At 51.2% G+C, this 15,987-nt stretch carries 16 protein-coding genes; 7 read left to right on the plus strand and 9 right to left on the minus strand.

Annotation, left to right across the window (positions count from 1 at the left end; translation table 11 throughout):
- Positions 1 to 61 precede the first annotated feature (61 nt).
- Both J5069_RS21480 and J5069_RS21485 read right to left on the minus strand, forming a co-directional pair.
- Positions 62 to 829, minus strand: a complete 768-nt coding sequence (locus tag J5069_RS21480) for an amidohydrolase (RefSeq protein WP_264645756.1) — start codon at positions 827 to 829, stop codon at positions 62 to 64.
- Positions 817 to 1,974, minus strand: a complete 1,158-nt coding sequence (locus J5069_RS21485) for a pyridoxal phosphate-dependent aminotransferase (RefSeq protein WP_264645757.1) — start codon at positions 1,972 to 1,974, stop codon at positions 817 to 819. Before J5069_RS21485 ends, J5069_RS21480 begins: the two co-directional genes overlap by 13 nt.
- A gap of 228 nt (positions 1,975 to 2,202) precedes the next feature.
- Here J5069_RS21485 and J5069_RS21490 point away from each other — a divergent pair, with 228 nt between their 5' ends.
- From J5069_RS21490 to J5069_RS21510, 5 genes are all read left to right on the plus strand, one after another.
- On the plus strand, positions 2,203 to 2,430 hold the full coding sequence (locus J5069_RS21490; RefSeq protein WP_264628827.1) for a ParD-like family protein: 228 nt from the start codon (positions 2,203 to 2,205) through the stop codon (positions 2,428 to 2,430).
- Positions 2,408 to 2,737: a type II toxin-antitoxin system RelE/ParE family toxin gene (locus J5069_RS21495; RefSeq protein WP_264645758.1), complete on the plus strand. Its 330-nt coding sequence runs from the start codon at positions 2,408 to 2,410 to the stop codon at positions 2,735 to 2,737. Before J5069_RS21490 ends, J5069_RS21495 begins: the two co-directional genes overlap by 23 nt.
- Before the next feature lie 178 nt (positions 2,738 to 2,915).
- A complete protein-coding gene (locus tag J5069_RS21500) occupies positions 2,916 to 3,530 on the plus strand; it encodes a methylthioribulose 1-phosphate dehydratase (protein WP_264645759.1) in 615 nt (204 codons plus the stop codon).
- A complete protein-coding gene (mtnC, locus tag J5069_RS21505) occupies positions 3,527 to 4,222 on the plus strand; it encodes an acireductone synthase (RefSeq protein ID WP_264645760.1) in 696 nt (231 codons plus the stop codon). Before J5069_RS21500 ends, mtnC begins: the two co-directional genes overlap by 4 nt.
- 11 nt (positions 4,223 to 4,233) lie before the next feature.
- Positions 4,234 to 4,776 (plus strand): 1,2-dihydroxy-3-keto-5-methylthiopentene dioxygenase, encoded by a 543-nt coding sequence (locus J5069_RS21510; RefSeq protein ID WP_264645761.1) that lies wholly within the window; start codon positions 4,234 to 4,236, stop codon positions 4,774 to 4,776.
- A 42-nt stretch (positions 4,777 to 4,818) separates the two neighbouring features.
- Here J5069_RS21510 and mtnA read toward each other — a convergent pair whose 3' ends face one another.
- Positions 4,819 to 5,847, minus strand: a complete 1,029-nt coding sequence (gene mtnA, locus J5069_RS21515) for an S-methyl-5-thioribose-1-phosphate isomerase (RefSeq protein WP_264645762.1) — start codon at positions 5,845 to 5,847, stop codon at positions 4,819 to 4,821.
- A gap of 149 nt (positions 5,848 to 5,996) precedes the next feature.
- Between mtnA and mtnK the strand changes: the two genes are divergently transcribed.
- Both mtnK and J5069_RS21525 read left to right on the plus strand, forming a co-directional pair.
- Positions 5,997 to 7,199, plus strand: a complete 1,203-nt coding sequence (gene mtnK / locus J5069_RS21520; RefSeq protein ID WP_264645869.1) for an S-methyl-5-thioribose kinase — start codon at positions 5,997 to 5,999, stop codon at positions 7,197 to 7,199.
- Positions 7,200 to 7,914: 715 nt separating this feature from the next.
- Positions 7,915 to 8,457, plus strand: a complete 543-nt coding sequence (locus tag J5069_RS21525) for a PAS domain-containing protein (RefSeq protein ID WP_264645763.1) — start codon at positions 7,915 to 7,917, stop codon at positions 8,455 to 8,457.
- A 220-nt stretch (positions 8,458 to 8,677) separates the two neighbouring features.
- Here the strand turns inward: J5069_RS21525 and J5069_RS21530 are convergent, their stop codons facing one another.
- The 6 genes from J5069_RS21530 to J5069_RS21555 all read right to left on the minus strand — a co-directional run bounded on the left by J5069_RS21530 (position 8,678) and on the right by J5069_RS21555 (position 15,987).
- Complete coding sequence (locus tag J5069_RS21530; RefSeq protein WP_264645764.1) at positions 8,678 to 10,231, minus strand: hydantoinase/oxoprolinase family protein; 1,554 nt, start codon at positions 10,229 to 10,231, stop codon at positions 8,678 to 8,680.
- The gene (locus tag J5069_RS21535) at positions 10,228 to 11,313 is read right to left on the minus strand and encodes a DUF917 domain-containing protein (protein WP_264645765.1); all 1,086 of its coding nucleotides are present in this window, start codon (positions 11,311 to 11,313) and stop codon (positions 10,228 to 10,230) included. Before J5069_RS21535 ends, J5069_RS21530 begins: the two co-directional genes overlap by 4 nt.
- Positions 11,310 to 12,608 carry a cytosine permease gene (locus tag J5069_RS21540; RefSeq protein WP_264645766.1) on the minus strand — a complete coding sequence of 433 codons (1,299 nt, stop codon included), beginning with the start codon at positions 12,606 to 12,608 and terminating at the stop codon, positions 11,310 to 11,312. The genes J5069_RS21535 and J5069_RS21540 overlap by 4 nt, the downstream gene beginning before the upstream one ends.
- 179 nt (positions 12,609 to 12,787) lie before the next feature.
- The gene (locus J5069_RS21545) at positions 12,788 to 13,972 is read right to left on the minus strand and encodes an acetyl-CoA C-acetyltransferase (protein WP_264645767.1); all 1,185 of its coding nucleotides are present in this window, start codon (positions 13,970 to 13,972) and stop codon (positions 12,788 to 12,790) included.
- 30 nt (positions 13,973 to 14,002) lie between these two features.
- Positions 14,003 to 15,325, minus strand: coding sequence for a TIGR00366 family protein (locus J5069_RS21550; RefSeq protein ID WP_264645768.1), 1,323 nt, complete (start codon positions 15,323 to 15,325; stop codon positions 14,003 to 14,005).
- Positions 15,322 to 15,987: a 3-oxoacid CoA-transferase subunit B gene (locus J5069_RS21555; RefSeq protein WP_264645769.1), complete on the minus strand. Its 666-nt coding sequence runs from the start codon at positions 15,985 to 15,987 to the stop codon at positions 15,322 to 15,324. The genes J5069_RS21550 and J5069_RS21555 overlap by 4 nt, the downstream gene beginning before the upstream one ends.

The raw sequence follows: 15,987 nt of genomic DNA on the forward strand, positions 1-15,987 counted from the left end.
TGGCATAAATCTGATACCACATATTATCCAAACAGCATGACGGCCTGTGCCGTCTCACTGACTACAGTGTAAATCTATCCGCATCACGCCATGCCGGAAACGCTTCACGGTAGCTTTGCAGGGCTTCCAGCGACAGTTCTGCGCTGATGTGCGCGGGCTGGTTCTCCGGCGCTCGCGCGACGATTTCACCCAGCGGGTTGATTATCTGACTGTCACCCTGATAACTGTGATCGTTGCCATCAGCGCCGACACGGTTGCATCCTGCCACATAGGCCTGATTTTCAATCGCGCGCGCCGCGAGCAGCGTGCGCCAATGGTGCGCGCGCGGGGCGGGCCAGTTCGCCACGTACAGCGCCAAATCGTAATCCTGACGGTTGCGCGACCACACCGGGAAACGCAGATCGTAGCAAATCTGCGGCAATATCCGCCAGCCACGCCATTCGATAATCAGGCGTTGATGTCCGGCTTCAAAATGGTGATGCTCGTTAGCCATGCGAAACAGATGGCGTTTGTCATAGTGGTACACATCGCCCAGCGGTGAAACCAGCACAAAGCGGTTTACTGCGCCTTTTGGCGTGGCAACCGCAATGCTGCCGCCGATGAGCGCATTGGTCTCTTTGGCCCACTCTTGCAGCCAGGTTTCCACCACCGCTTGTGACAACCCCTTGTTCGCCGCATTCATGGCGAACCCCGTGGTAAACATTTCTGGCAGCACGATAAGGTCGCTGCCGCGTACCGTTTCCAGTTCGGCATCGAAATGGCTCAGGTTGGCAGGCCCATCGAGCCATACCAGAGGCTGCTGTAGTAGCGTGATAGTTAAAGTCGACATAAGCGCTCCGCCGCCGCTTGCAAGGTAGATTCCTGTTTAGCAAAGCATAGCCGAATCAATTTGTGCGGGAAGGGATCGGCGCAGAAAACCGAGAGCGGGATCGCCGCCACGCCCGCGTGTTCCGTCAGCCAGCGGCAGAAGGTGACATCATCAAGATCGGAAATGGCACTGTAATCCGCCAGCAGGAAGTAGGTTCCTTCACAAGGCAGCACCTCAAAACGGCTGGTTGAGAGCGCATTAACCAGAAAATCACGGCGTGACCGATAGAACTCCGGCAGCTCCTGCCAGTGCTCTGGCGCATGGCGCAGCATATCGGCAAGGGCTAATTGCGCCGGTGTATTGACGGAGAACGTGAGGTACTGATGTACCTTGCGGATTTCTGCACTGATGGCCTCAGGCGCAATGCAATAACCCACTTTCCAACCGGTCATGTGGTAGGTCTTGCCGAAGGAAGAGACCGCGATAGCGCGTTGGCGCAGCTCGCTGTGGCGCAGAACGCTGGCGTGTCCTTCCGGTGCAAAGCAGATGTGTTCATAGACTTCATCGCTCAGCACGTAGATTTCGCGGCTGGCAATCGCCTGCCACAACTGCTCGAAATCGCTCTGACGCCACACGGTGGCAGACGGATTGTGCGGCGTGTTGAGGATCACCAGACGAGTACGGGCGCTTAACAGCGCGCGAAACGCCGCCCAGTCCACGTTAAACAGCGGCGGCTGTAACGCAACGCGTTTCACCACGCCGCCCGCCAGCTCGATGGCCGGTGCATAGCTGTCATAGCTGGGATCGAAACAGATAACTTCATCACCGGGCCGCACCAGCGCGGCGATGGCGGCAAACAGCGCTTCGGTGGCTCCCGCGGTGACCGTGATGTCCTTGTCGGCATCGGGTTGCCAGCCATGCTGTGCCGCGGTTTTTTCGGCGATCGCGCTGCGCAACGGTGCCGCTCCCGTCATCGGGGCATATTGGTTGGCCCCTTGGGCAACGTGATAGGCCAGACGCTGTTGCAGGTAATCTGGCCCGCTGAAATCCGGGAACCCCTGCGACAGGTTGATCGCCTGATGCTGCTGCGCCAGCGCGCTCATTTGGGTAAAAATGGTGGTGCCCAATGCGGGCAGTTTGCTTTCGGGAAAAAGTGCGGCACTCATGGTGGAAATGAACTCCTGCAAACCTGCTGTATTACGAGCCAATATAACACGATGCCGGAATTCGCCGTTAAGGTAATGAGGAATAAGAATATTACCAAAATGACATTATCTTCGTGTCAATCAAAGATTGCACAATGCGACAAATTGTCGCATATTATCGAAGCACGTTGATTCAGCGTTAGCGCTACATATTTCGACGTGGTGCACATTCCAAAGAGGTACGCACATATGGCAACAAGCATTCGTTTAGACGAAGACTTTGTGAGTGATGTAAAGGTTTATGCTGATGCGGCAAGTCGCAGCGTGCCGAAGCAGATAGAGCACTGGGCCAAAATTGGTCGCATCGCGGAAGATAATCCCGATCTGCCCTATAGCTTCATCAGTGAAACCTTACTGGCGCAAAGTGAAGTCAGAAACCATAAGGTTACGCGTTATGCCAGAAGGACGAAAAAATAAGGACGTTGAGGTTTATCAAAGTCGCCGGTTCGAAAAGGCGCTGAATAAACTGCCTGAAGCGCAGTTGAAAGTGGTTGAAGATGAGGTAGATAAAATCATCGAAGACCCTACGATTGGCGTGCAGAAAAAAGGCGATTTGCATTTTCTCTGGGTGCATAAATTTCCGCTTAACAAGCAGCAAGCACTTCTGGGGTACACTTGGGTTGAAGATAAGCTCGAACTGTATCTCTTAAGCATCAGTTCTCATGAAAATTTCTATCAGGATCAGAAAAAACACCGAAAAATTGATCTGAAATTAATCGGTTGATCTGCATTTCTCGCCTCCATGTCACTCTTCATTTCGCTCCGACACGATGCTAGTATTTGGCAATCAAGACGCATGGACGTTTAAACGGCTAAATTCCATTGACGTCTAACCTATAACAAAACGTACTAACCACAGTGTGAAACGCTGTGGTGAAGAGCACACCTGCACAGGATGAACGATGAGTGAAAACCCAGAACTGGCTGCGTTAGTCGCGGCCTGTCATTGGATTGGGCAAAAAGGGTGGTGTCCGGCAACCGGCGGCAATATGTCGGTGCGTCTGGATGAAGACCGTTGCCTGATCTCTGAATCCGGCAAGGATAAAGGCAGTTTGCATCAGGATGATTTTTTACTGGTGAATATTGCCGATAACCATGTTCCCAGCGGGCGCACGCCGTCGGCTGAAACCGGCCTGCACACCTTGCTCTATCGCCGCTTTGCGTCAGTAGGGGCGGTGTTACATACCCATTCTGTGAACGCGACCGTACTCTCCCGCGTAGAGAAAAGCGATGCGCTGGTGCTGGAAGGGTATGAAATGCAGAAATCTCTGCAAGGGCAGCATACCCACCTTGACCGCGTTGTCATTCCCATTTTTGCCAACGATCAGGATATTGCCGCACTGGCAGTCCGCGTGGCGGCGTATGCCGATACCCAGGCGCTGCGCTACGGTTTTTTAGTGCGCGGTCATGGACTTTACTGCTGGGGAGAGGATGTCGCGCAGGCGCGCCGTCATCTGGAAGGGCTCGAGTTTCTGTTTCAGTGTGAACTGCAACGACGTTTGCTGGAGGCAAAATGATCAAGGCCATCGTGACGGATATTGAAGGCACCACCAGCGATATCCGTTTTGTGCATAACATCCTGTTCCCTTACGCGCGGGCGCGTTTAGCCGAGACGGTGGCGCAGGCTGATGCTCAGCCGGAGATAGCCGAAACGCTGGCGCTGTTACGCGAAGAGCTCGGTCAGCCGCAGGCGCACGCCTCCGCCTTGCTGGAAGCACTGCATCAATTTATGGATCAAGACCGCAAATCGACGGCATTAAAACGTCTGCAAGGGATTATCTGGCGCAACGGCTATCTCAACGGTGATTTCCGTGGTCATGTGTATGACGACGTTGCACCGCAGTTGCGCAGATGGCGCGAGCAGGGGATCGCGCTCTACGTCTACTCATCGGGGTCGGTGGAAGCACAGCGACTGCTGTTCGGTTACAGTGACGCGGGAGACTTACGCCCGTTGTTCAGCGATTACTTTGACACCCGCGTCGGGGCCAAGCGTGAAGCGCGTTCATACCACCATATTGCACAGGCGATTGGGCTGCCAGGCGAACAACTGCTGTTTTTGTCTGACATTCATCATGAGCTGGATGCTGCTGCCGAGGCCGGTTGGCAAACGTGTCAATTGATCCGTGATGAGGCGGATGTGGAAAGCTTTCATCGTCAGGTGGCGCGTTTCGACCAGATTGACCCATCCCAGGCCACGAGCGCCGTTTAAGGAGTCTTGCCATGAGTGCATTAACCATTTTTAACGACAATGACGCCAGCCAACCGGTATGGGACAGCCGCGATGCGGACGCTATCCAGACGGCGCTTGCCGCGATTGGCGTACGTTTTGAACGCTGGCAGGCCGATCGTACACTGAGCGCCTCTCCGTCGGCGGAAGAAGTGCTGGCGGCCTATCAGCATGAAATTGATAAACTGGTGGCAGAAAAAGGCTACCAAAGCTGGGACGTGATCAGTCTGCGTGCCGACAATCCGCAGAAAGACGCGTTGCGCACCAAGTTTCTGTCTGAGCATACGCACAGCGAAGATGAGGTGCGCTTTTTCGTTGAAGGCGCCGGGCTATTCTGCCTGCACCTGAACGGCAAGATTTACCAGATACTGTGTGAGAAGAATGATTTGCTGTCGGTACCCGCCGGCACGGCGCACTGGTTCGATATGGGCTCCGAGCCGCATTTTACCGCGATTCGCCTGTTCGATAATCCAGACGGTTGGGTGGCGCACTTCACCGGTGATGCCATTGCCGATGCCTATCCGAAACTGGCATAGCCGTGTTGATTTTTCCTCCAGCCAACGGCTGGAGGAAAGGGACTAGCGCAATGCCTGAGTAAATATCCCTGCTTGCACCTGCTCGGGCGTGATTACGCCGCTATCCAGCACCCAACCGCTGATCAGTGACGCGGGTGTGACATCGAAAGCTGGGTTATAGACCTGTGCGTCTTGCGGTGCCCACTGGCAAGCGCCAAAGCTGCCCGCCACGCCGGTCACCTCGCTGGCGGCGCGCTGCTCAATGGGGATCGCGCTGCCATCCGGGCAGGCCGCATCGTGCGTGGTGTGCGGCGCGGCGACATAGAACGGAATGCCATGATAATGGGCCAGCACCGCAAGGCTGTAGGTGCCAATTTTGTTGGCAATATCACCGTTTGCGGCAATGCGATCGGCACCGACCCACACGGCATCGACTTGACCTTGCGCCATCAGGGTGGCAGCCATCGAATCACAGATCAAACGATAGGGAATGTTTAATTCCCCCAACTCCCAGGCGGTCAGCCGCCCCCCTTGTAACAAGGGCCGCGTTTCATCCACCCAGACCTGTTCCACATGCCCTTGACGGTGTGCGCGGTGAATCACCCCGATGGCGGTGCCGACGCCTGCGGTAGCTAACCCTCCGGTATTGCAGTGGGTAAGCAGGCGGCTGCCGGGTTTGACCAATGTGGCTCCGTGCTGAGCAATCTGTTCACACAGGGCGCGATCTTCCTCGATCAGACGCAACGCTTCCTGCACCAGTGCCGGGACATGCTGAGACTGTGCCAAAGCCCGTTTCATGCGATCCAGATTGTTCATCAGATTCACGGCGGTTGGGCGCGCGGCGCGCAGGGTTTCCAATGCCTGCTCAAGCGCGGTGACTGGCATGCCATTTTCCGCCAGCAGCGCTAACAGCACGCTGGCAGAGAGCCCGATCAGTGGTGCACCGCGCACCCGCAGAGTACGGATATGCTCAACCAGCGCCGCCACATCCGGGCTGGGGTGCCACACCGTTTCCTGTGGTAAAGCCTGCTGGTCAAGGATCCAAAGTTGATTATTCGTCACCTTAATGCTCAGGGTGTTAAAGCTCTGCATAGCTCGTTAAATTCCTGTTGCGTATTGCGTTGATTTTCTTATTCTGCCAATATGAAAAACAGAAGTATAGACGTCCAAACGCTTTTATGTCTAAAACCGGACGGCGGATAGCGAATTAATCGATGGTCGAGTCACAAGAAGAGGTGGTGATGTCCCTGTATCGTACCTTTAGCGCGGCAGATGCCGTTGAATATGCCCGTCAATTTGGTGCCGTGCCGGACCCGCAGGCGCTGGTGACTGCCGATGAGATTGGCGATGGCAACCTCAATCTGGTGTTTAAAATCCGCGATACGCAGGGCGTGAGCCGCGTCATTGTCAAACAGGCGTTGCCCTATGTGCGTTGCGTTGGGGAGTCCTGGCCGTTAACCCTCGACAGGGCGCGTATTGAAGCGGAAACCCTGTTGGTGCATGCGCAATATTGCCCGCAGCACACAGTTAAGGTGCTGCATCATGATGCTGAGTTAGCGGTGATGGTGCAGGAGGATCTTTCCCATCTGCACATCTGGCGGCGCGAGCTGGTGGATGGACAGGCCTATCCACATGCGGGGGCGCAGGTGGGGGAGTATCTGGCGCAGACGCTGTTTCACACCTCTGATTTTTATCAGCATCCGCATGAGAAAAAAGCGGCGGTGGCACGCTTTATCAACCCTGAACTGTGCCAGATCACCGAAGATCTGTTCTTTACCGATCCCTATCGTGACCATGAACGTAACCGCTTTGATGCCGAGTTGCGCCCAACGGTGGAAGCGCTGTGGCGTGATGCCGCACTGAAGCGCGCCGTGGCGGCGCTCAAGCACCGTTTTCTGGCGAACGCAGAGGCACTGTTACACGGGGATATTCACAGTGGTTCGATTTTTGTAGGGCCGACGACGCTGAAAGTGATTGATGCGGAATTCGGTTTCTATGGGCCCATCGGGTTTGATATCGGAACCGTGTTGGGTAATTTGTTACTGAATTTCTGTGGCCTGCCTGGGCTGCTGGCCCCTCGAGAAGCCGCCGCCGCGCGCGACAACCGTTTACAGGATATCACGGCGCTGTGGCACGCCTTTTCTGTGCGCTTTAGCGCATTGGTTGACGAACATGGTCGCGATCCGGCGCTGGTGGAGTCAGGGTACGCAGAGCAGTTCCTTAAACACGTGTGGCAGGACACCCTCGGTTACGCCGGTACGGAGTTGATTCGGCGCGCGATAGGTTTCTCGCACGTTGCCGATTTGGCAAACATCGCGGAGCCGCAGGCGCGCCATGCCTGCCAGCGTCATGCCGTTGAATTGGGGAAAACGTTGATTCTGACTGCGGGTGATATCCCTGATGTCGCTGCGCTATTGGCGCGGGTGCGGCAGAGCGGCGCGTAACGCAAATGCACAGGCGGTATGATGCTCTGGCGGAGCATCATACCGACCTTCTTCTTTATTTGTGTGGTATAAGCAACGGTGGCTGGCTCTTTTCCCTGGTGTGAGTGTACCTGCTACCAGTCGCTGGCTTATAACCTATTATTACTGATTCCCTGGTGTTACTGAACATCTTTGCCGTGAATGGGGTTAATATATTCAACTAACCCATGAAGGATCAGTGTAAAATCTACCCTTGTCTTTTATATTTTTATATAAGATAATTATGGGTTTTAATAAAGAAAAACAATAACAGCATGTTAGCTCTGTATTAAGTTTTTCGCAAAATCGTAGTCATTACCCTATGCACCCATTTTCTCTTTTCTTCGGTACGTTCAGAACTTGATGGATTGTTTATTTTTCCCAGATTCAACGCTTTACCCGCTATCCACACGGTAAATAAACATCTTCTCTCCTGACATCTGTTATTGGATCAATGATACCAACAGGTCTATACGCTCTTCCCGGAGAAAATGATTAATTGCAAAGCAAGTCAAAAACAAAGTCAATATTCTCTTAATGGCTACCTATTTATATTGGAAAACTATAGCATTATGCTTGACAAGATATTTAATAAACCTTAATGTTCCGAAATGTTATCAGGTGAATATTCTTAAAAGTCATCAGGGACGATACCTAACGAATAGATAAATCAATTGGATTAAAAAGGAACTTTACTATGAAGGACTTAAAGGAATCTCATGCTAATCCAAGGAAGAAAATAGCCTTAATCCCTCCTCAATTACTCTTTTTATGGGATTCATCAGCAGAGCCTTGGGGATTCAAGGATATTAACTCACGTTATATCTACGGCAACCTGGCTTATTACGATCTTCTAAACATCAATCCTGACACTTTTTCAATTATTGGGCTACTTGACAATGAATTGCCGTCGCCTATAGCTGATTTTGCTTCTCATTTTCAACAGCATGATCGTCAAACTATAGAAAAGAAAGATCGACTCTGTTCTATCGAAATTCATCCCTATGGGAAAGATCAAATAATGCTGCCCTATTATTTTGATAAATATCCTCTTTATGATAAGAAAAATACAGAATGTGTAGGGACTATATTTCATGCCCGGCCAGTAGAAAATTCATCATTGCCGGGGAAGCTCATATTTAACGCTGAGCCAGGTTATTTTCTATTTTACTCACCAGATCCGATTTTCACTACAGGAGAGCTTGATATTATTTTTTTGCCTCTTACAGAGAATGAGTAGTAAACTTATTGCTCGCTTTCTATCGCTAACACCCAAAACAATAGAAAATAAGATACAAATAATATATGAAAAAGCGGGGGTTCATTCATCTTATGAATTTATTAATTATTGTCAGAAAAATAACCTTGATCGCTATCTTCCGCAAAAAATACTAAAGCAAGAAAGTACAGTGTTGGATATGCTGTCTTCTGTTTGCCTACCTTGTCGGGTATGAAATACATTACTTTAATGTTCCTACTGCCTTGGCTTTTATCCTTATTGTATTGCCTGACATATAGCCAAGTGGTAAGGATTCAAGCTCAACAATTCTAATTGAATCAGGCATGGCCCCATTTTTTATTGCCTCTTTGGTCGCCATATTCTCCGCTTTTTCTAAATAATCGTCTAATTTTTTATTTTCAGTAGAAACTATCATATCAACACTACCGCTAACCTGAGCTGTTGCAACACCAATCGCATTAGCGACACCAGAATGTTGTGGTTTTATAACTTTTGACGCGCCCTTTAATTGCATTGGCAAAACCTCAGCACCTCCTCCCACAAGAATAACGGGTAACGCATTGGCAGTATTATTCATTTTCTCCAGGATTTTCTCTAACATAGAGACATAGCAGCCAGCAATTTTTGCCACTTGTTCAGGGCAAAGATGCGAAATTTTGTTGATATCTCCGATAGTTGCCCATCCCATAGCCACTGCTATATCGGTAACAGTCAGAATATCACCGCCAAAAACAAGTGCTTTATCAGGTAGTTCATAACCAACACTCTCGGGGCCAATTTTAATAACATTGCCAGATTCTATTTTTACAATTGAACCTCCACCAAGACCAATAGAAGTAATATCTGGCATACGAAAATTAGTTCTCACGCCACCAATCTCTGCCGATAAACATGATTGACGGGGGAAACCTCCCTTCAAGACGCCAACATCGGTTGTCGTTCCACCAACATCTACCACTATTGCCTCTTGTAAATCTGCCAGCTTGGCTGCACCGAATATACTGTTCGTTGGGCCTGAAGCAATCGTCAAAATGGGAAATAGCCTGGCCTGGCTAAGTGACATTAATGTACCATCATTTTGCCCAAAATAGAGTTCAGCCTTGATGTGATGCCGAGTTAGCGTTTTTTCAAATCCATCCGTGATACTACTTGCAACATTACATAATGCTGCATTAAGGATGGTTGCATTCTCTCGTTCCAGCAAACCAATAGTGCCAATTTGAGACGACAAAGAAACCGGAATTGAAGCCCCCAGAATTCCCTTTACCAAAGACTCGACCCTCCGCTCTTGTTTGTCTATTACTGGGGAGAATAAGCCACAGACCGATACTGCTTTTACTACCCCCTTGATTGAATAAAGCTGCTCTCGCAGGATTTTTTCGTCTAACTCAGCAAATTGCTGGCCATCATAATGATATCCACCCGGAACAGAAAACCAATAAACTTCAATGTTATTCCGAAATTCCAATGGCATATCGGTTAAAGGAGAAACAGCCAACGTTGCGGGTGATCCGAGCCGAAAATGGGCAACTGCCTCTAGCCCTTTGCGCTCAACAATAGCATTAGTACAATGCGTAGTGCCCAACATGGCACGGCTAATAAGTGATCGATTAATTGACTGATTAACCAGTAACGCTTCAACAGCCTTATCTACAGCGTACATGACATTAGATGTCGTTATCTGCTTAGTCTTGGCAAGAATTTCGCCTCTCGAATCTAATAAGACAGCGTCAACATGTGTCCCGCCAACATCAATTCCTATGCAATACGTCATTTGTATGCCTTTATACAATCTTCGACAGGGGAGTAATCCATCGGGTATTTAAAATAGCGTGGCCCGCAAACTTCAATACCACGTTGACTACGCCATTTATTATTGGCTGGCACACCAATAGCAACCACATTCATTCCATAGCTTAATTTTTCGGCAAGAATGGGAATGCCAGAATCTTCGTCAATAATAATAATTAAATCAGGCGTCATGCACAAGGGGTTGTCATTTTCTAGCGCTAGCAAATATTCATTTTGGAATAACACCTTAAAATTTTTTTTCTTATTGTCCAAACCACTAAAATCAGCATGCCCATAAGTAAAACCGCCTTCACTTCGCTGATTCACTCGGTTCAGTTTCCCACGAAACAAAACATGACCCTGAAGCAGATTAATTAGGGTATTTACCAGGTTGTCTTTATTGGAAATGGCTTGCTGCATCTTTTCACCAATGTTTTTCATCAAGCTAATCGTTCCTGCAATTCCCGATTTTTTTGCTTGAATGGGGGAGATGGGATAAGCAGCAAAAATCGCAGCGCCTCCCATTTTTACAGTGGCATCTCGGGCAAATATCTCAGATTGATAACCATCTACAGCATCAATAAGTACCGTGTTAAGCTTCTCATCGACAACGATAAAGGGTGATGCATTAATATTATCAAGGTAAAAAGTCGTCATGTGGAATTGAGGAAAAGCACGTCCCATGCCATCCACATCCAAGACTGGCAAACCTAAACGACATGCAGTTGCTAAGGGTAACAAAGAGTTAATTCCACCTGCTTCGATTGGGTAAATTGCCGTTATCGATTTTCTCAGGTGTTGCTCTACTCGACGGCATGCGAGGATGGATTCTTCCCCATTAGGAATTTTCTCCATCATGATGGTTGGTGCACCTATCATCCCTGTTGACAATAAAATATCGTCTGGCTGTAATTCTTCGATGCTGATTAACCTAATTGGCCCATGCTTTTCAATTGCCTGCTGGGCCATAATCTTTCCAAGATGAGGATCACCCCCACCACCACTCGCTAAAATAGAAGCACCATAGCAAATATGTTCTATTGCCTTGATATCAAGAAGAATCACTTTGTTTTCCCTAAGCACGGGAGTAAATGAAGTCCCCTGTATACCATGATGGAGATTAATAAAGAATTTAATGAAGGAATCCCAACAGTTATTATCAACCCTGCCAAAACACCCGATAGGCACGCAATGATAGCATACCAACCTATGGCGGGAAGCATGGCGGGATCAGGAAGACATTGATTGTCACGACTTAGATCGAGTTCTTTCTTGTGATTCTTTAGTAAAAAATAATCACACAGGATTACGCCAGCAATGGGAGGAAAAACAATACCCAGTAATACTAAAAAATGGGTAAATTTCTCCAAAATACCCGCAATAGTCAACAAAGTGCCTGTGAAACCTAGAATAATCGTTAACTTAACATAAGACATCCTATGCTTGCTAACACGTTCTATGGCATTAGCAAGCGCAAGCGTAGAAGAGTAAAGATTGGAATCATTAATTTTTACAGCCGACAAGATTACGGCCAAGAGACCCAGCCAACCCGCACTTTGTGTCATGATAGTGACTACATCAGAAGTATTCATGGCGTGGGCGATGAGTATTGCAATACCATTGATAAATAACTCACCGACAATTATCGATACCGTAACCATCCAAAATACGTGATTACTTTTTTGGCAATAACGAGCGATATCCGCAGTAGTTGTAGCCGTAACTATATAGCCTCCGGCAACCGCAGTTGCGGCCATTCCCAAGGTCATGGGTTCACCACTGGGAAAACTCGTCGCCAGCTGCATCAAATCATATCCTGATAAAAGTTTAATCACGATCCAGCCGACCACGAGCATAAACAATGGGACGGTGATAACAGCAATCCATCCTAAGGCACGGAATCCAAAAATCATCAGTGCGGTTATCCCTAATCCAGATATCACAGCGCTCATCGTAAATCCGGGTTGATTATCCAGTGCATAATTCACACCATGAGAGAGAATCGCGTTTTGCACACCAAACCAACCAATCAAACTTAACGCGATTAACACACTGACTAACGCTGATCCATAACGGCCAAATCCTCCCCATAGTGCCAATAAACTTGTTGATAAGCCTTCACGAGCGGCAGCAATTCCAAGCCCTAAACTGACCACTTCCAGCAGCATACTGCCCAGAAAAGTGGCTAGCATTGCTTGATGAAACGGCATCGAGTGGCCTAACAGAGCACCTAGCATGAACTGTCCTAGTGCCGTCATAATTCCGATACGAACCATGATCAGAATGAAAAGATTATGCCTGGCTGAAAGGGGAACACGCGTAAAAGAGAAATCGTGATGTTGATGCAAAACCTTCTCCATGGACTCTGCTTGGGAAAAGGAAACTATTGTACTGATAAGAAGTTCTCCGGCAGGTCAACGCCGGTATAGTTGGTTTCTGTCTGCACTACGGTTAAAAATGAAGCGGCAAGCCTCTGCGAAGCGACGCATAGGCTGCCGCCGGTTTACCGCTGCGTTATCCCTGATGTGGCAGCGTAAAATCAGTCAAGACGCTCAATGGCCAGTGCCACGCCCTGGCCGCCGCCGATGCACAGCGTTGCCAGCCCCAGCGTTTTATCACGCGCCCGCAGCGCATGCAGCAGCGTCACCAGAATGCGCGCGCCGCTGGCGCCAATCGGGTGGCCGAGCGCCATTGCTCCGCCGTTGACGTTAACTTTCTCCCGATCGAACTTCAGCGTGTTGCCTACCGCCAGGAACTGGGCGGCAAAGGCTTCGTTGGCTTCGATCAGATCGAAATCGTCAATCTGCAATCCTGTCTGTTGCAGGACTTTTTGCGTGGCGGGCACGGGGCCCATGCCCATCAGCGCCGGGGCGACACCGCCGCTGGCATAACCGCGGATACGCGCTAGTGGCGCCAGCCCGGCAGCCCGCGCGGTGTCTTCTTCCATTATCACCAGCGCCGCTGCCCCGTCATTGATGCCCGAGGCATTCCCGGCGGTCACGGTGCCCGCTTTGTCAAAGGCCGGACGCAGTGCTGCCAGCCCTTCCAGCGTAGAATCCGCTTTGGGAAACTCATCGGTGTGGAACACGACCTCTTTTTTGCGTTGTTTGACGGTGATGGGGACGATTTCGGCAGCGAACGCACCGGATTGAATGGCCGCAACCGCCCGTTGCTGGGAGATGAGCGCCGCTTCATCCTGCATGGCGCGGCTGATGTCATAGGCTTTGGCGACGTTTTCTGCGGTAATGCCCATATGATAGCCGTGGGTGGCGCAAATCAGGCCATCGCGCAGGATAACGTCTGACAACTGCCCATCGCCGAGACGGTAGCCCCAGCGCGCTTTGGCATCAAGCAGGTAAGGGGCTTGGCTCATGTTTTCCATGCCACCCGCCACCAGCGTGGTGGCCTGACCGGATTGAATCGCCTGAGCGGCTAACGCCACGCTTTTCAGTCCCGATCCGCACACCATGTTGACGGTGTAGCCACACACCGTGTCTGCCAGCCCGCTTTTCAGCAACGCCTGACGCGCCGGGTTCTGCCCCAGGCCCGCTTGCAACACGTTGCCCATAATCACTTCATCGACACGTTCCGCATCAAGGCTGGCGCGCGCTAATGCCGCCTTGATAACGGTAGCCCCCAAATCGACCGCGCTCACACCGGCAAGCGATCCGTTGAAACTGCCGATGGCGGTACGTACTGCACTCACGATAACGACGTTTTTCATGTTTTTTTCCTCTGTTTCATCACCGCGACGTTAAAAGAACGTCAAACCCACGACAAAAATCACCCCGGAGAACAGCAGCGCAGTGATGCAATACCCCATGATGTCGCGCACGCCCAGCCCTGCGATGGCAAGCGCGGGAAGCGCCCAGAAGGGCTGGGCCATGTTCATCCACTGCTCGCCATAGGCGATAGCCATCACTGATTTGCCCAAATCGGCACCTAATGCTTGTGCCGCAGGCATCACGAAGGGCCCTTGAATCACCCAGTGGCCGCCGCCGGAAGGCACAGCGAAGTTGATCAGCGCAGAGCTGAAGAAGGTCATGACGGGGAAGGTGTCTTTATTGGCGACGTTGATGAAAAATTCGGTGATCAGACCGCCCAGTCCGGAATGTTCCATCATGAGCTGAATACCGGCGTAGAACGGGAACTGCACCAGAATACCGGCGGTACTGCGCGCCGCGGCGCTGATAGCCCGCATATAGGCCATGGGGGTTTTATGCAGCAGCAGACCGGCAATCATGAACATCATGTTGACGGTGTTGATGGTGATGTTGAACCCTTTCTCCGCGAAGTAGATGCCCAGATAGACGACACCCAATGCGCCGATAATCAGTGCCAGAATGCGGCTCTCTTCCAAACGTTCAGAAGGCGGCGCATCGGCAGGCAAGGTTTTCTGGAAGTCGGTATCGTCCTTTAACAACGCAGGATCGATGGTTATCACATCGCTGGGTCGCGGCGTCATCATGCGGGTCACAAACGGCATGACGATGATCAGGCCGAGCGTGATAAACAGATTAAAACCGGTAAACAGGGTGTGAGACACCGGCACCAGACCGGCGATATGCTCTACCGGATTGCCGGGTGTTGCCGCCAGCAGAGGCATTGAGCCGGAGAAACCGCCACCCCAGGTGAGAAAACCAATATAGGCGCAGGCGATCAGGAGCGGATAGTCCGAGCCAGGCACGCGGCGCGCCACTTCGCGCGCAAACATCGCACCGACGATCAAACCGAAGCCCCAGTTGATCACGCAGGCGACGGAGCCGAAGAACGTCACCAGCATCACGCCCTGTGCCGGCGTTTTGGCGGCGGAAGCCGCCAGACGCAGCAGCCGTTTGACCGGTGGTGAGCTCGCCAGCGCATGGCCGGTGACAATGATCAGCGCCATCTGCATGCCGAACGCCAGCAGATTCCAGAAACCATCCCCCCACAGTTTCACCATGCTGAGCGGCGTTTGTGGCGTGAGCCAGAGCGCCACGCCGAAGGTAATCAGCGTTAACAACATGGCGAAAATCAGCGGATCGGGCAGATAGCGGCTGACGACGCGCGTCATAAAACGCGAGATACGCCCTATCATGCATCACCCCCGACAGTGGCTTGCCACATCGGTTGCAGCGGTTCAGCCACGTCGAAGTGCGCTTCGGTTTTGGCGCGAATGCTGTCCACGTCGTGGCCCGGTGCGATTTCGGTGAGCCACATGGCACCGTTAATAAAACGGAATACCGCCAATTCAGTGACCAGCATATGCACTGCATGCTGTGCGGTGAGCGGCATGGTGCAGCGTTTAAGAATTTTTGCGCTACCGTCTTTGGCGCAGTGTTCCATGGCGATGATCACTTTCTTCGCACCGGTAACCAAATCCATCGCGCCGCCCATGCCGGGCACCATCTTGCCGGGAACAACCCAGTTAGCCAGGTTGGCCTCTTCATCCACTTGCAGGCCGCCCAGTACGCAAGCATCCACGTGGCCGCCACGGATCAGAGCAAAGGAGAACGCGCTGTCGAACATCGCTGCGCCGGGCAGAATGCCGCAGGGTTGCCCTCCCGCGTTGACCAGATCGGGATGCGGCTCGGTTATCGGGCCGAGGCCAAGAAAACCATTTTCTGATTGCAGGGTGATATCAATGCCTTCCGGCAGATAGTTAGCCACCTGCGTCGGCAGGCCAATCCCCAGATTGACCACATCGCCATCTTGCAGTTCTTGCGCCACGCGGCGCGCGATACGTTGTTTGGCATCCAT

This window comes from Candidatus Symbiopectobacterium sp. NZEC127 (assembly GCF_025962675.1).
Classification (GTDB): Bacteria; Pseudomonadota; Gammaproteobacteria; order Enterobacterales; family Enterobacteriaceae; genus Symbiopectobacterium.

Coding starts and splice junctions, on each gene's coding strand:
- J5069_RS21480 (WP_264645756.1), bottom strand. CDS start 829: ATGTCGACTTTAACTATCACGCTACTACAGCAGCCTCTGGTATGGCTC.
- J5069_RS21485 (WP_264645757.1), bottom strand. CDS start 1,974: ATGAGTGCCGCACTTTTTCCCGAAAGCAAACTGCCCGCATTGGGCACC.
- J5069_RS21490 (WP_264628827.1), top strand. CDS start 2,203: ATGGCAACAAGCATTCGTTTAGACGAAGACTTTGTGAGTGATGTAAAG.
- J5069_RS21495 (WP_264645758.1), top strand. CDS start 2,408: ATGCCAGAAGGACGAAAAAATAAGGACGTTGAGGTTTATCAAAGTCGC.
- J5069_RS21500 (WP_264645759.1), top strand. CDS start 2,916: ATGAGTGAAAACCCAGAACTGGCTGCGTTAGTCGCGGCCTGTCATTGG.
- mtnC (WP_264645760.1), top strand. CDS start 3,527: ATGATCAAGGCCATCGTGACGGATATTGAAGGCACCACCAGCGATATC.
- J5069_RS21510 (WP_264645761.1), top strand. CDS start 4,234: ATGAGTGCATTAACCATTTTTAACGACAATGACGCCAGCCAACCGGTA.
- mtnA (WP_264645762.1), bottom strand. CDS start 5,847: ATGCAGAGCTTTAACACCCTGAGCATTAAGGTGACGAATAATCAACTT.
- mtnK (WP_264645869.1), top strand. CDS start 5,997: ATGTCCCTGTATCGTACCTTTAGCGCGGCAGATGCCGTTGAATATGCC.
- J5069_RS21525 (WP_264645763.1), top strand. CDS start 7,915: ATGAAGGACTTAAAGGAATCTCATGCTAATCCAAGGAAGAAAATAGCC.
- J5069_RS21530 (WP_264645764.1), bottom strand. CDS start 10,231: ATGACGTATTGCATAGGAATTGATGTTGGCGGGACACATGTTGACGCT.
- J5069_RS21540 (WP_264645766.1), bottom strand. CDS start 12,608: ATGGAGAAGGTTTTGCATCAACATCACGATTTCTCTTTTACGCGTGTT.
- J5069_RS21545 (WP_264645767.1), bottom strand. CDS start 13,972: ATGAAAAACGTCGTTATCGTGAGTGCAGTACGTACCGCCATCGGCAGT.
- J5069_RS21550 (WP_264645768.1), bottom strand. CDS start 15,325: ATGATAGGGCGTATCTCGCGTTTTATGACGCGCGTCGTCAGCCGCTAT.
- J5069_RS21555 (WP_264645769.1), bottom strand. CDS start 15,987: ATGGATGCCAAACAACGTATCGCGCGCCGCGTGGCGCAAGAACTGCAA.